Annotated in this window: 11 protein-coding genes and 1 tRNA gene; 4 read left to right on the forward strand and 8 right to left on the reverse strand. The window is 37.6% G+C overall.

Features of this window, described 5'->3' with window-relative positions:
• Positions 1-2 precede the first annotated feature (2 nt).
• The 4 genes from ftsZ (at position 3) to ACULLG_RS07550 (ending at position 4,043) form a co-directional block, all read left to right on the forward strand.
• A complete protein-coding gene (gene ftsZ / locus ACULLG_RS07535) occupies positions 3-1,952 on the forward strand; it encodes a cell division protein FtsZ (RefSeq protein ID WP_452126156.1) in 1,950 nt (649 codons plus the stop codon).
• A 102-nt stretch (positions 1,953-2,054) separates the two neighbouring features.
• Positions 2,055-2,507, forward strand: coding sequence for a GatB/YqeY domain-containing protein (locus ACULLG_RS07540; RefSeq protein WP_452126157.1), 453 nt, complete (start codon positions 2,055-2,057; stop codon positions 2,505-2,507).
• A gap of 9 nt (positions 2,508-2,516) precedes the next feature.
• Positions 2,517-2,590, forward strand: a tRNA-Arg gene (locus tag ACULLG_RS07545).
• 229 nt (positions 2,591-2,819) lie between these two features.
• The gene (locus ACULLG_RS07550; protein WP_452126158.1) at positions 2,820-4,043 is read left to right on the forward strand and encodes a site-specific integrase; all 1,224 of its coding nucleotides are present in this window, start codon (positions 2,820-2,822) and stop codon (positions 4,041-4,043) included.
• A 108-nt stretch (positions 4,044-4,151) separates the two neighbouring features.
• Here the strand turns inward: ACULLG_RS07550 and ACULLG_RS07555 are convergent, their stop codons facing one another.
• The 8 genes from ACULLG_RS07555 to ACULLG_RS07590 all read right to left on the reverse strand — a co-directional run bounded on the left by ACULLG_RS07555 (position 4,152) and on the right by ACULLG_RS07590 (position 13,964).
• Positions 4,152-4,697 (reverse strand): BfmA/BtgA family mobilization protein, encoded by a 546-nt coding sequence (locus ACULLG_RS07555; RefSeq protein ID WP_452126159.1) that lies wholly within the window; start codon positions 4,695-4,697, stop codon positions 4,152-4,154.
• A gap of 562 nt (positions 4,698-5,259) precedes the next feature.
• Positions 5,260-6,507 carry an acyltransferase family protein gene (locus ACULLG_RS07560; RefSeq protein WP_452126160.1) on the reverse strand — a complete coding sequence of 416 codons (1,248 nt, stop codon included), beginning with the start codon at positions 6,505-6,507 and terminating at the stop codon, positions 5,260-5,262.
• 102 nt (positions 6,508-6,609) lie between these two features.
• Positions 6,610-8,316, reverse strand: a complete 1,707-nt coding sequence (locus ACULLG_RS07565) for an arylsulfatase (RefSeq protein ID WP_452126161.1) — start codon at positions 8,314-8,316, stop codon at positions 6,610-6,612.
• A 64-nt stretch (positions 8,317-8,380) separates the two neighbouring features.
• Complete coding sequence (locus ACULLG_RS07570; RefSeq protein ID WP_452126162.1) at positions 8,381-9,574, reverse strand: DUF3500 domain-containing protein; 1,194 nt, start codon at positions 9,572-9,574, stop codon at positions 8,381-8,383.
• An 11-nt stretch (positions 9,575-9,585) separates the two neighbouring features.
• Positions 9,586-10,215 carry a hypothetical protein gene (locus tag ACULLG_RS07575; RefSeq protein ID WP_452126163.1) on the reverse strand — a complete coding sequence of 210 codons (630 nt, stop codon included), beginning with the start codon at positions 10,213-10,215 and terminating at the stop codon, positions 9,586-9,588.
• Positions 10,216-10,384: 169 nt separating this feature from the next.
• Positions 10,385-11,743, reverse strand: a complete 1,359-nt coding sequence (locus ACULLG_RS07580) for an amidohydrolase family protein (RefSeq protein WP_452126164.1) — start codon at positions 11,741-11,743, stop codon at positions 10,385-10,387.
• Positions 11,744-11,903: 160 nt separating this feature from the next.
• Positions 11,904-12,485, reverse strand: a complete 582-nt coding sequence (locus ACULLG_RS07585) for a hypothetical protein (RefSeq protein WP_452126165.1) — start codon at positions 12,483-12,485, stop codon at positions 11,904-11,906.
• A gap of 609 nt (positions 12,486-13,094) precedes the next feature.
• Entirely contained in the window at positions 13,095-13,964 is an 870-nt protein-coding gene (locus tag ACULLG_RS07590) for a hypothetical protein (protein WP_452126166.1), read from the reverse strand.
• Positions 13,965-13,974: the final 10 nt, after the last annotated feature.

Raw genomic sequence — 13,974 nt, forward strand, 5'->3', positions numbered from 1 at the left:
TCATGAGTAAGAGCACCGAATTTGACAATATTGCTTTTGACCTTCCAAAGAACAAAAGCAACGTAATAAAAGTTGTCGGCGTTGGCGGTGGAGGTAGCAATGCCATTAACCACATGTTCCAGGCCGGCATCAACGGAGTAGATTTTGTAATCTGTAATACCGATGCGCAAGCATTGCAGAACAGTGCGGTCCCCAACAAAATTCAATTGGGAGTTTCATTGACCGAAGGTCTTGGCGCCGGCGCCAATCCAGATGTTGGTGAACAAGCTGCACTTGAAAGTATGGAAGACATTAAAGTGATGTTGGAACATACAACAAAAATGGCCTTTATTACCGCTGGTATGGGTGGGGGAACAGGAACTGGTGCGGCCCCCATTATTGCCAAAGTGGCTAGGGAAATGGATATTCTGACTGTTGGAATTGTAACTATACCTTTTCAATTTGAAGGTGCCATGCGAAATAAGCAGGCCCAGGCGGGTATTGAAAGACTACGGGCCAATGTTGATTCCTTAATTGTAATCAACAACAATAAACTTCGTGAGGTATACGGCAATTTGGGGTTCAAGGCCGGATTTTCCAAAGCGGATGAGGTGTTGGCTACTGCAGCACGGGGTATTGCAGAAGTAATAACACATCATTATACACAAAATATTGACCTTAGAGATGCCAAAACGGTACTTTCCAATAGTGGAACAGCCATTATGGGATCATCAACTGCTTCAGGTTCTGCAAGAGCTGGTGAAGCAATCGCCAAAGCATTGGATTCTCCATTGCTGAACGATAACAAGATAAATGGTGCCAAAAACGTATTGTTACTCATTGTTTCCGGAACACAAGAAATCACCATCGATGAAATAGGTGAGATCAATGATCATATCCAAATAGAAGCAGGTCATGGCGCTAACATCATTATGGGTGTTGGAGAAGACGAAAGTTTAGGGGATGCCATTGCCGTTACCGTAATAGCTACTGGTTTTAATGTTGATCAACAAGATGAAATTGTAAATACGGAGACCAAAAAGGTTTTTTATACACTTGAAGATGAGCAAACAGCCGAACAGGAATTAACTACAGAAACAACTGCTGTCCAAGATATCAAAATTGAGAAAACTCCTGTGGAACCAGAACCACAAGTGGTGCGTCATACCTTGGAAATGGGGGAGGTAGAAGAAATTAAGCCGCCGGAACCTGAGTCTGAGCTTATCCCCACAACTAAATACATCAAAAACTTCAATGTATTTTATGAAGAGGTAGTTCCGGAGAATGTAGAAGATGATTTTGTAATTATTGAAGCCAAAAGCATTTTAAATGACATTGAGGTGGTTGAACCCGAAACGGTTTCTCCAGAAACCTCAGAAGATCAGTTTGCGTTGAGTTTTGATATGCCATTGAGTTCCGACAAAGAAGAAGAGGAAAAAGAACATACCATCACTTTTAATTTGGATGACGAAGTAAGGGATATTGATGTGAATGAATATGTAGAGGTAAAACCTGTTTTGGAATATAAAAAAGAAGGCGAAACGCGGTATGATCTTGAAGAGTACATGGAATTGGAAACAAAATTAACCGGTGCTAGGTCGGTTGCCGAGACCCATGAACCTAAGATAGTAGAGGACGAGTTGGTTTTTGAAAAGAAAACAATTAAAACGGAAGCTTCTACAAACAATGATACTTCAGGTAATGTAGATCCCTTTAACAGTTCCATAAGTGATTTGTTGAAAGATCGTGCTGACGAACGTAGAAAGAAACTTAAAAACTTCAACTACAAGTTTCAAAACAATAGAAACAGTATTGACGAGATAGAAAAACAACCTGCCTATAAAAGGCAGGGGGTGGATTTGGATGATACCCCACAAGAACAAAAAGTGTCAAGAACAACCTTGAGTGAGGATAGCAATGACGATTTGCAGTTGCGCTCCAACAACTCCTTTTTGCACGATAATGTTGATTAGTAGTGTTTAAATTGACTCCATTTTTTAATGGAAAACCTAAACCCGTTAGTTAAGAGACTTTCGGGTTTATTTTTTATCTTCGCAGCCCAAAATAAAGCTAAAATGAGTTTGCAAGAACAAGTAATGACAGAGATGAAAGCGGCTATGAAAGCCAAAGATACTGTTGCGTTGGAATCATTGCGAGCCATTAAATCGGCAATTTTGTTGGCAAAAACGGACAAAGGTGGTGGGGGAGAACTTTCGGAAGAAGATGAGGTAAAACTTGTTCAGAAATTGGTAAAACAACGTAAGGACAGTGCTGCCATATTTACAGAACAGGGAAGAGAAGATCTTGCGGCTCCAGAACTGGCCCAAGTAGCTGTTATTGAGAAGTTTTTGCCGGAACAGCTCACAGAGGAAGAAATAGAAAAAGTTGTTGTACTAACTATTGATTCCATTGGAGCGTCGGGAATGCAGGATATGGGAAAGGTTATGGGAATAGTTTCTAAGGAATTGGCCGGTCAGGCCGATGGAAAAACGATTTCCACCATTGTTAGAACAAAATTAAGTTCATGAAAGAAATAAGGCCACGTAGCTCAGCTGAATAGAGCACTGGATTTCGGCTCCAGCGGTCGTAGGTTTGAATCCTACCGTGGTCACTGAGGATTATCATCCAAATTCGAAAAGTCTGTAAATCAATGTTTTACGGACTTTTTCATTTTTACCAAATCCATCTGATATCATATAAAACCATACAATTCGGTGGACGATTCGGTGCGCTCTTTTTCATGATTCGCAAAAAGAATATCCGATGTATGTTAAAGAACAGGAGAAGGGGTTTTTGAACGGAAAGTTATTAGAAATTCAGTAACCTAAAGTTTGGAAAAAATGAGAGATTCCTTTTCTACATTGTTCTACATCCGGGGCAGTAGGCTCGATAAAAATGGCATGAGCCTTATCTATTTGCGGGTCACCGTCAATGGCAAGAGGTCAGAGATGAGCCTGCAAAGAAAGGCAAGCCCCGAGAAATGGGACCCTAAAAAAGGTAGGGTCAGGGGCACGGTTCCTTCCACCCTGGAACTGAACCGGTTCCTTGACGGGACAGTATCGAGGGTCTATCAGATACAGGGGGAATTCATCTCCGATGGCATTCCCTATACCTCGGACATGGTCCTAAATGCCTTTCAAGGAAAGGGCAACGGGCAAAAAACACTTTTATCAATTTATGGCGACCATAATGAAGAACTTTCAGAATTGGTCGGAAGGGAATTCTCATCGGGGGCATACCAAAGACATCTACGGACCGCTAAACATTTACAAGCTTTCATAGAGAAAGAATATGGCTATGGTGACATCAGTGTAAAAAAGGTGGACCTGAAATTCATCAACCGTTTTGAACATTTCCTAAAGACAACTTTGAAGGACTGTGGGCAGAACACAGTGACCAAATATGTGACGAATCTCAAGAAGATAATGCGGATATGCTATGCCAATGGTTGGATCTCAAAGGATCCCTTCTACCATTGGAAGGCCAAATGGAAGAAGGTGGAACGCGATATCCTCGATGAACGGGAACTGAAGGCCATAATGGAAAAGGACCTCCCTTCAAAAAGGTTGGACCAGGTGAGGGACATCTTTGTCTTTTGCTGCTTTACCGGCCTTTCCTATATCGATGTGCAAAAACTTTCGACCAACCATATCGTGTTGGCAATGGACGGAAAGAAATGGATAAAGATAAAGCGTACAAAGACCGATACCAAGAGCAGTGTCCCATTGTTGCAGGTCGCCGAACAAATATTGGACAAATACAGTGCATGTGAAGGAACGGAAAACACGGACAGGCTTCTTCCTGTGGTCAGCAATGTGAAACTGAACCTCTATCTAAAGGAAATTGCAGGTCTGTGCAACATTGAAAAGAGGCTCACCTTTCATTTGTCAAGACATACCTTTGCCACGACCGTCACCCTTGCCAATGGTGTTCCCATAGAATCGGTCAGTAAAATGTTGGGGCACCAATCTTTAAAGACCACCCAGATCTATGCCAAGGTGCTGGACAAAAAACTTATGGAGGACATGGAACTGGTAAGGGCCAAATTCAAGATCGGGGGATGATATGGGCACAAGATCAGCGAGCAAAACCGGGTTTTGCGCTGCAAGCCCAATCTTACCTTAACTAATTTACTGAGCGAGGCAAAAGCTCTATAAGCGTTCGCAGATTATCTATAGGTTTTGAAGTGTCCGTTTATAGTTTTCCAATTCCCCTTCGGTGATCTCCAACTTCAAATAAGGTTTCCCAAAAGAGGGCTTTATCAAACTCACATGGTCAATTACATATTGGCTCTCCCTTTTGAGCATTTCCATCTTATCTGTTAGGCGCTCATATCTGATCCTGGGAACGGTTATTTCAATCTGAGGTTGTTTTTTGGCTACTTTTTGTTCAACCCTCATCGGTTTTTCCTGTTTGACCTTTTGTTCCAACAGGGCTTGGAGGATGGCATTTGTTGGTCTGGTCTGTGTAATCTCAATGTCACGGATAATTGCAATGGAGGCCTCGGTGCGTTTCCGGTTCTTAAGGATTTCTTGAAGAATGTTTTTTTCAAACTTTTCATTGGGAGTGAACCCGTGCCACTCAAAAAAGTCCATGATGCACGTCAAAGTTTCGGTATGTGAGCTGGCGATCCTCTTGGAGAAACGACGGAACCTTTTTGCGACATTTACCTTGATGCTGATGGCTGAAAACCCATGTTCTTTTACTCTCTGGACCATTTTACAGTAACTTTTTTCAGTGTTTCAGGGTTCTTCGAGAAGGTTTACAGTAAATGTCCAATTCCACAGGAATCTTTATTTTTCCATTAACCCCTTTGTTCATGGGCCTTTGCGGAGCAAAATGTTTTCGTAGCACCGCCTTGGCGTGCTACCCTCTCGCTTCTCCGAATATTCAACAAAGTTGAATTCGAAGAACCTTTCCTTAAGATAAAAGGCACTTTAAACAATAAGATTGGGTTGGACGGATTTTAAGGAATTGAACAGGAACATTTTGTGAACAATGCATCCATGGTTTAGAATTCATGGAAATTCAGCAATAAAGTATGGAGTGCTGATAGGATTTAAGACAGAAAATATCTTATTGGGCCAAGAAGTTTTAAACAGACACAAAAGTCAGCCGAGAGCTGAATGCGCCCTAACGTGTTCGTGTATGATTCCGTTGCGAGCGAATTCGCAAGATTTCGGTCATAGGAATCAATGTTGAACAAGAGGTACGAAAAACGCCTTTACCTAACCAATTAAGCTACGGATTATAAATGTTGTCAGGCTTAGAATTATATTGTTAAGTATTCAGTGTAAGTTTATTTCTTAATCTTTGAAAAGGTTGTTCTATGATTAAATACATGAGAGCGGCTACTAGCAATATTACAATTAGCGAAACAATTCCATTTGCTATTATTATGGTAGAGTCTGAAAACATCGTCTCTTTAAAATATGCTGCTGCTTTTGGAAAGTACCAAAACATAAACATTTCATGAAACAAATATGCAGAATAGGAAACTTGGGCAATAGGATAGAAAAATTTTAAAGATAAAAATGATTTAAACGGTTTAATGGCAAAACCTTTAAAAAACAAAGAGGCCAGAATTAAATAAGCAATAATATAACAAAACACCTCACGGTGTAATATTTCATACCAACTTCCAATAGCAGGAGGTAAACTGTCAAAAATTGAATTTTCAGCAATAGTCCATTGACCTAAAGTGATGCTAGATATTATTATTAATACTATAAAGGAAATAACAATTAATACGTTATTCAGCTTTACGTACTTAAAAAAATAATTTTTTAAGTTCTCACTTTTAAATACATACAGATATGAAGCAATAACACCAGAGAGTAAACCTCCATATCTTAAATGCGTATAAACGTAATAATCCCAGAACCAAGTTAAATGAGCATCATCTATAAATACGCCTTCAAAAGGGATTTTAAAATCATGCACAATTACAGAATTATGATATTTTAATACAATGGGTATTATGGCAAGAACTACAAAAAAGAAAGTTTTTCTTTTGAACAGTGGAAAAATAAAAGCGATTAAAAAAGGAATAATTATATAGAATTGCTCCTCAATCGCTAAAGACCAAGTCCAAGGCATATAAGAACCAGTAATGTAATTATTTATATATAGTAAGTTTGCCCAAGACAGGTGCCAAGTATCAAGAACGGTTCCCTTTAGGAAATATATTCCAATAATCATAGCAAATATGTACACTGGAATCAGTCTAAAAAAACGTCTTATATAAAACTTTTTAAAATTAAGGTTCGCGTTCTTTTTATATTCTTTAAATAGTATTGATCCGATTAAAAAGCCACTGATCACAAAAAATAAGTCTACTCCTAAATCTCCTCTCGAAATCCAGACAAAAAATTTATTCTTAACAACTTCTTGACTGGTTTCTAAAAACAAGTTGAGTTGAAATAACCACGAGTGAAATACTATTACCCATAGAATCGCTACAGCACGAATCCCATCAATTACTTTAAAGTTTTGTTTAGGGCGATTGAATAAATTGGATAAACTCATCTTGGTTAGTGGTTGGTTATTTTACGCCTAACGGTTAGTATATGAGGCGTTGCCAGCATTTTCTGACAATGAACGTTATGCATATTGTTGTGCACTCATGTTTTATTCAGATTGATTCGTAGATTTTGGAGTAGGAAATTGTGCTTTAATATTGTTTGAAAAAGTTTCCCATTCATCTATTAGTTCATCATATTTCTCTTTTTCCTTTTCTTTAAGGTCATGAAGCTCAGCAAGGTCATTTTTAACATTGTAAAGCTTAAAATTGGCCAGAGAAAAAGGCTTTTCAGTATTAGTTATTTTCCAATCTCCTTTTCTGATCATGGCTAACTCATCATGCTCAAGACCAAACACATAATCTGAATCGTGAATATGGTCTTTTTCTCCAGAGAGGTAGGGTAATATTGAATTACCTGCTAGTGGACTTATTATTTTGTCATTAAAAGTCTCTGGGTATTCCACCTGTGCCAGCTCATAAAAAGTTGGCGCAATATCCATTAAAGTTAGAAACTCATGTTCAACCTCGTGTTTAGCTTCGACACCTTGCCCAGAGATAATCATTGGAGCAATCATACCTCCTTCAGTTGTATATCCTTTATAAAATTTGAAAGGAGATGAACCTGCCTCAGCCCATTGTGGACCATATGAAATAAATGAGTTTGGTTTTCCCATATTTTCATATTCAGCATTGAAGTGTTCTCTAAGGAAGGGGCCAAAATAATCACTATAGTAAAAATCTTCTGCCGCAGCCCCATTGTCCGACATAAATATGATCAGCGTGTTTTCGTACTCTCCAATATCTTTCAAGTGCTTAACAATCCGCCCAATATTATAATCCAGATTGTCAACCATTCCAGCATACAGTTCCATTTTTCTTGATTCTATCTTCTTTTCAATGGTACTTAAAGAATCCCATGGAATTACTTTTTCATGACTCGAAGGTAGTTCAGAATCATATGGTATAAAACCTGCTTGTTTGAGACTATTGAAACGTTTTTCTTTTTGCACTTCGTAACCCTCATTATAGCGACCTTCATATTTTGCCCAGTATTTCTCATCTACCTGCAGTGGCCAATGAGGAGATGTATAAGCAGCAAAGCCAAAAAAAGGTTGCTTATCTTCTTTATGTTTATCAATATACTCGATGAGTTTATCCGTATAGAAATCTGTTGAATAATCTCCTTTTTTCCATTGGGCAACCTCACCGTCTTCTGTGTAGGGAGAAACAGGGTCTTCTTTGAATAGTCCTTGATCATCATAATGATTGCCGGCTCCTCGAAGTAGGGCGAATGAATGTTCAAATCCTTTTTTGGAAGGATTTGATGAGGGCTCTTTTCCAAGATGCCACTTCCCTACCATGTAGGTATGATAGCCAGCTTTTTGTAAAATCTGAGGGATAGTGGCAATCCGTTCCGTCAACTTTCCTTCATATCCAAATTCATTGGTAACTCGCCCTTGTCGCCCCATTCCAGCAATATGATTATCGTTTCCTGATAAAAGCATAGCTCTGGTAGGTGCGCAAAGAGGTGAAGTATGAAATCTGCTGAACCTTATTCCTTGGGCTGCTAAATTATCTATGTTTGGTGTTTCAATGTCGCCACCATAACAACCCAAATCTGCATAGCCAAGGTCATCGGCAACTAATAATAAAATATTTGGACCTTTTTCTTTTTTGTTAGAGTCAGCGCATGAAAAAATTATTAGGGAAGGGAATACCAAAAGATAGATTGCAATCTCTTTGATCCAATTCTTCAATTTAAAAAATATCGACTGCTCTTTCATTGGTATTTGTTTTTCTCTTTGATTTTTCATGGTACACAACGTTTGGTGTAAAATACGTTTTCAATGCATTTTTACACAGTGTTACCAGCTTTTTCTAATGTTCATGGGTCATTAAATGCTGTTTGAGTAGGTCCTTTCCATAATCATTTCCGTTAGGTGTTCTTACAACCGTATGAATATGGTTTCTTGATGGCTTACCATCATCTGCGTTTGGAACTCCAACAACTCTTTGGTGATCAAATTCAATTAACACAACTGGACTATGAATACGATAATAAAACACCGCATCTTCTGTCGTTTTGCCTATCCAAGAAAACCATGTATTTTCAATATGTAGGATTACTTCTTCCATTTTTACCTCCTGGTGGCCTTCTCTCATATTGCTGATATATTGATTAATCAAACTCAATAATTCATCCTTTTGCTGGTCTGTTAGATCTGAAGCCTGTATTCCCTCATAATTGAGCCTTAAATTGTCTTTGTTAGCCTCAGCAACATTACTATTTTCAATTTTTGTTTTGGAGATTGTAGCAAATGTCTGCTGCTCATTTGATAATGATTGCATAAAAGCCAACCCTAGGTTTTGTTCATCTTGAAATAATGTATTGCCTTTATATTTTCCAGTTGTCGTAATAATTGGTTCGGCTCCCATAAATACTGGGGACATGACCACTTGATCACCTAAAACAAAATAATTAATCACCAAATGATGTCCATCTAATTGCCAACCCCATGGTTCTGTTAAGGAGGGTTCGCCCATTATAGTAAAGAAATAAAGCTCTTCATCATAATCATTTGACCCATTATTAAGTTCTTTGAGCGTTTGGTCAGTTTTCATAATGTCCTTACTTAACTGTAATCCTTTGGCACTCAAGGAAACTTGCATTAATTCAAATGCTGATTTTTTTTGTGCTTCGGTCATTTCTTTTAAGCTTACTCCTTGGCGATCATAGATGCCATTATCAACATTGCACCACTTGCGCCATTCCTGATCATCAATATCAAAGGTCGTTTTCAACAATTGTTCGGGTTCCAAACCCTTTAAAAATTGATTTGCCATATCTACAATTGGAGCAGTTGAAACATTTGACGCTTTGATAGGAAACAAGTTTTCGAACGTGTCAATTTCGTTGAAAATACCACTATAGGGCTCTTTCAAAGCATCAGCTTCCATTTTAGCAAAACGTTCCTTGACAGGGTTGACTTCTTCATCACTACTTTTGTCTTTTTTGGTAGCTGGTGAGCACGCGTAAATGACGGTTATTGTTAGTATTAAGATTTTTTTCATGATGTTGCTGGTTAGTAACTACGTATGAATAACACAACCAGATAAACGAAAAATCCAGAAAGTGCTACTAAATATGGCTTGTATTCACGATGATTGATTTTGTCCCAAAAAATTAACCCTACTAAGATCAAATTAATAGAACCCCATGTAATCATAGTTGACCAAAAACTATTAATATGTGTCCAATGTGATAAAATCCTTGCCAATGTTGGGCCAATAAATATCAAAGTAATTGCTATCATATATCGCATATGAAGCGTGATGTTTTTCTTATTTTTAATAGCAAGAGGGTAAAAAAGCAATAATAACCCAGCGTCAAAAACAGGATTTATGACCGAAGCTAAACCATCAAAATTTCTGATAATTAATGGTATGAAAGTAAGGATTAGTAATGGGAAAACGATGTAAGAAACCTTACCAAATAATCGGTGTACATGGTATTTCTTATACCGGATTAGCAAGGGTTGGGAAATCAGTAATCCAATCCAAACAGATGATACTATTGCATGAAAATGAATATAACCATCAATTACGATATCAATATCTGGTGACTGAATAATATAGGATTTATAAAATCCTAAGATTGCCATTGGAATCAATAGGAGGAATACATATCCTATATTTTTATATGGTTTTTCCATTTAGTTGACGTTTGTAATGACAGATAGTTGGCGGTAACGGTCTTTTGTATGATTAGTTGCAGACTTTTCCAACGGAAAATGTCCGCCTGTACCGAAGATAGTTAATTACAAGGATTTCCATTTTGGAAATTCAGCCGCAATGGGCTATACACGTTGTTGTGCTTCGTTATTAATTTTTCAAAAGTCTCAACATTTGACTAATTGATTTTCCATCAAATATTTTTCCTTTATTAATCACAATGTTGATTTCTTCAATATTTTTAATATTTTGGAGAGGGTTCTTGTTTAATAAGATCAAATCTGCGACTTTATTATTTTCTATACTGCCATAAAAATTCTCCAAACCAAAGAATTTAGGACCATTGACTATAGAACATTCAAGTGCTTGCTGTGGGGTAAGGCCAGCTTCTACCAACATTATTAATTCTCCATGTAATGATTCTCCTGGATAGTTGTAGGAGTTAAATGGGCCGCAGTCTGAACCAGCTAGCACGTTAATTCCAGCTTGATACATAGGAACAATCATTTCTACAAACTGCATTAATGTTTTGGCTCCTAAATCGCTTCCTTCCGCTTTATTTTTTATGGCACGATCAATTCGCATCTGGTATGTCTCTTGAATACCCTCTCCTATGTATGCTAATATTTCATCATCTGCGTGATCCGTATCTAGAATTTCAATAAGTATTTTTTGAATATTTAAGGTTGGAGTTATATAGAAGTCTTGAGATGCCATTTTAGCATATACTTCAGCAGCACTTTTGGAATCAAATTTAAGCTCTCCTTTGACCATTTTTGAGCAAGCTTGCAAGGTTGAGAACATATGTTCTTCACCATCAAATCCATATTCAATTGCTTCAATGACATTAGCAGATTTAGGAACATGTCCAGTTGTTTTAAGACCACGCTTTTCTGCTTCTTTTATGATGTTATAAAAAATCTCTTTGCTTAATGTGTAATTGTAAAGTTTGACATAATCAACATCAATTCCTTCTAGAGAATCTAATGCCATTTTTATCTGATTAGAATTGACAATATTAATTGAGCCTTCCCATGTTGGTTTTTGTCCATCTAGTTTAGGTCCCGAGGTAAAAATATTTGGTCCATTGAGAGTACCATTGTTTATTTGATTTTTCCATTTCATTACACTTGGGGTCATATCTCCTCCGGCATCTCTAATGGTTGTAACTCCATGGCTGAGAAAAAGTGGAAGAAGGTTTTTATTTTCCTGAATAAGCGAATCTCCTCCTCTAAAGTGAACATGCATATCCCATAAACCTGGCATCACATATTTATTAGCAGCATCAATTGTATCTTTTGATTCGAGCATACTCATATCGTTCATCTTGCCTATTAACCGAATTGTATCATTTGAAATAGCAATAAAACTTCCATTGTTTAGTGTGCCGGTTTTAACATCAACAATAGTTGAATTTAAAATCAATAAATCATATTTACTTTTCTTCTCTTCTTTGCAAGAGTAAATTACAAGTATCAATATGAGTAATAAAGAAAAGTGATTTTTCATAATTTTTGAGTTTAATGAAGCACAACGGTCTCGTATAACCGTCAGTTACGGGTTAATATGCGTTAATTTTCGGTTTAGTACTGACTTTAGCAATTCCGAGTGGATTCGGACGTAGTCGAATCCGCCGTAATTGCGGTTATACATTGTTGTGAGCAGTATTTTATTCACAGTATTTTGTCAGTTTTATGCTTTTCAGGGCTTTAAAAAATTCCATTTGCGTTGAGTCAGATAGACTATTTCCATAAAAACTCAAACTGGTTTTATTAGAATTCGGTCCACCGCCTTTTAAGCTGTCAATGTAAATTCCGCTTGCTCCAAATCCTTTGTTTCTTGGTTTTATAAATTTGGCTACAAAGCAGTCAATACTGTCTAATTCGTATTCGTACTTAAAGTAATCTTTTGCGTCATATTCAGCGGTTAGAAAATCCTCAATAACCAAGTGCTTTACATTTTCTAATTGCTTTTTTTGCTTGTCGCCAAATTCGGCATATTCAGACTGTTCAAATACCAATACCTCTGGGTTTTTAGTCAAATCGGGTGAGTACCAACCCAAGTCAAAAATCAGCGTATCGTTTTTGTCCGTTATCAATCCGCTAACATAGCTGTCTATTCCGTTTATTTCATATTCCGACCAATTTTTCGGAACTGTTATTGCAAACACATCGTAGTCAATCGTTTTATAGTCCGACTTTTCACAGGATAAAATCAGAAACAAAATTAATATCGACAGCGTTTTTCTCATATTGCTCACAACAATTGTATATGATCATTGATCATATATTCATTATACGCCTAAGATAGCAAATCCTCTATTTTCATAAACGACCCGTCGGCAACATGTGTGTATATGTCTTTGATCCTTGTGGATTCATGTCCAAATAATTATTGAATGTGTGTAATGTCAGTACCTTTTCAAACAAATGGGTAGCAAAAATATGGCATAACATATGGGGAGTACCCCTTCTGTTTATTCCACCTTCATCTAACCTAACTCTGTTATGGATTTTCTAACTTCAGATGGACTGGCCTTGTTTCTTTTGAACTGAAAAAAAATGATTAAATTTAAGGTCAAATAAGTTCATTTGAAGTCCAAGTGCGATCCGGCTGGCATTTCGGTGCGCACACAGAATAAATAAAATTATAACTTTTTGAATATCAGATAGATAATTAAGATATTCCGACCCTACCGTGGTCACGAATTAACAAAAGGCTTCACGTCAAATCAAGCTTGCTTGAATTTGTTAGTGGGGCTTTCTGGTTTTCAAAGCGGAGCTTTGTGTGGATATTAAATCCTACCATGATCACAATAAAAACAAAAAACGCTCAAGTAATCTTGAGCGTTTTTTGACAACTATCTTTTATAAGTTCCATCCGGTAATACACTGGGAAGTTTGTAGGAAGGATTTGTAAATATCGCCCAGGCTTTTGTATCAGTTGATTGCACCTTGGCTTTTGTATTTAAAGTCCATTCATTCCCAATTTCATTTAATCGGTTTTCTTGGGCACCCAAAATAGAGGTCATAACCCAGTAGAGATATTCGCCAACCTGACAATTGTAATCACAGGTAGAATCATCGTAGGTATACCATGCTCCTTCGGGATAGGACGAAGGTGGATTTTGAAAGTTTCCACCTCGAGCCACATCCATGGCTTTACTGATTTCCGAACCGGGTTGGGAACTGAACACATTGGGATAGGCCCTTTCATGCCCTCCATTGGTAATAATATGCCATACTTCCTCTAGAGCAGCATCAAAAGTACCAGTATGTCCATTGATGTGCCATTGGGGTACCGTTTCATCCACTCCCAAGTCCTGACCTACGGAAAATCCACTTGGTGGATTAAAATTATCCCGATCCGCCTCGATTTTCCACATAAATAGAAAGGCTTTGTTGGTCTTCATGGAATTATGGATTGTTGTATTGTCGATATTGCCATCCTCATCATTATCCAGATATTGGGCCATCAAGTTTGCGGCATGAAGCAGTTTGCTATCCTCGACACGTTGGACTGCATATATAGGGATATCAAACACGACCACTTTTCTATTGAAATGTTGAAACCCTACATCAGTATTTGCAACTATCTTAAAATTAGGATCGGTGCCAGGGTCTATTGTTGCAGTAGTTGTAGGACCGTCATCTTTGGAACAGGATAGGATGAATAAACTCAATAAAAATGATAAAAATTTAATGGTTCGTTGCTGTTTTGAAATTTTCATGATATAAATT

This window comes from Flagellimonas sp. 2504JD1-5, from assembly GCF_053618295.1.

Coding starts and splice junctions, on each gene's coding strand:
- ftsZ (WP_452126156.1), top strand. CDS start 3: ATGAGTAAGAGCACCGAATTTGACAATATTGCTTTTGACCTTCCAAAG.
- ACULLG_RS07540 (WP_452126157.1), top strand. CDS start 2,055: ATGAGTTTGCAAGAACAAGTAATGACAGAGATGAAAGCGGCTATGAAA.
- ACULLG_RS07550 (WP_452126158.1), top strand. CDS start 2,820: ATGAGAGATTCCTTTTCTACATTGTTCTACATCCGGGGCAGTAGGCTC.
- ACULLG_RS07555 (WP_452126159.1), bottom strand. CDS start 4,697: ATGGTCCAGAGAGTAAAAGAACATGGGTTTTCAGCCATCAGCATCAAG.
- ACULLG_RS07560 (WP_452126160.1), bottom strand. CDS start 6,507: ATGAGTTTATCCAATTTATTCAATCGCCCTAAACAAAACTTTAAAGTA.
- ACULLG_RS07565 (WP_452126161.1), bottom strand. CDS start 8,316: ATGAAAAATCAAAGAGAAAAACAAATACCAATGAAAGAGCAGTCGATA.
- ACULLG_RS07570 (WP_452126162.1), bottom strand. CDS start 9,574: ATGAAAAAAATCTTAATACTAACAATAACCGTCATTTACGCGTGCTCA.
- ACULLG_RS07575 (WP_452126163.1), bottom strand. CDS start 10,215: ATGGAAAAACCATATAAAAATATAGGATATGTATTCCTCCTATTGATT.
- ACULLG_RS07580 (WP_452126164.1), bottom strand. CDS start 11,743: ATGAAAAATCACTTTTCTTTATTACTCATATTGATACTTGTAATTTAC.
- ACULLG_RS07585 (WP_452126165.1), bottom strand. CDS start 12,485: ATGAGAAAAACGCTGTCGATATTAATTTTGTTTCTGATTTTATCCTGT.
- ACULLG_RS07590 (WP_452126166.1), bottom strand. CDS start 13,964: ATGAAAATTTCAAAACAGCAACGAACCATTAAATTTTTATCATTTTTA.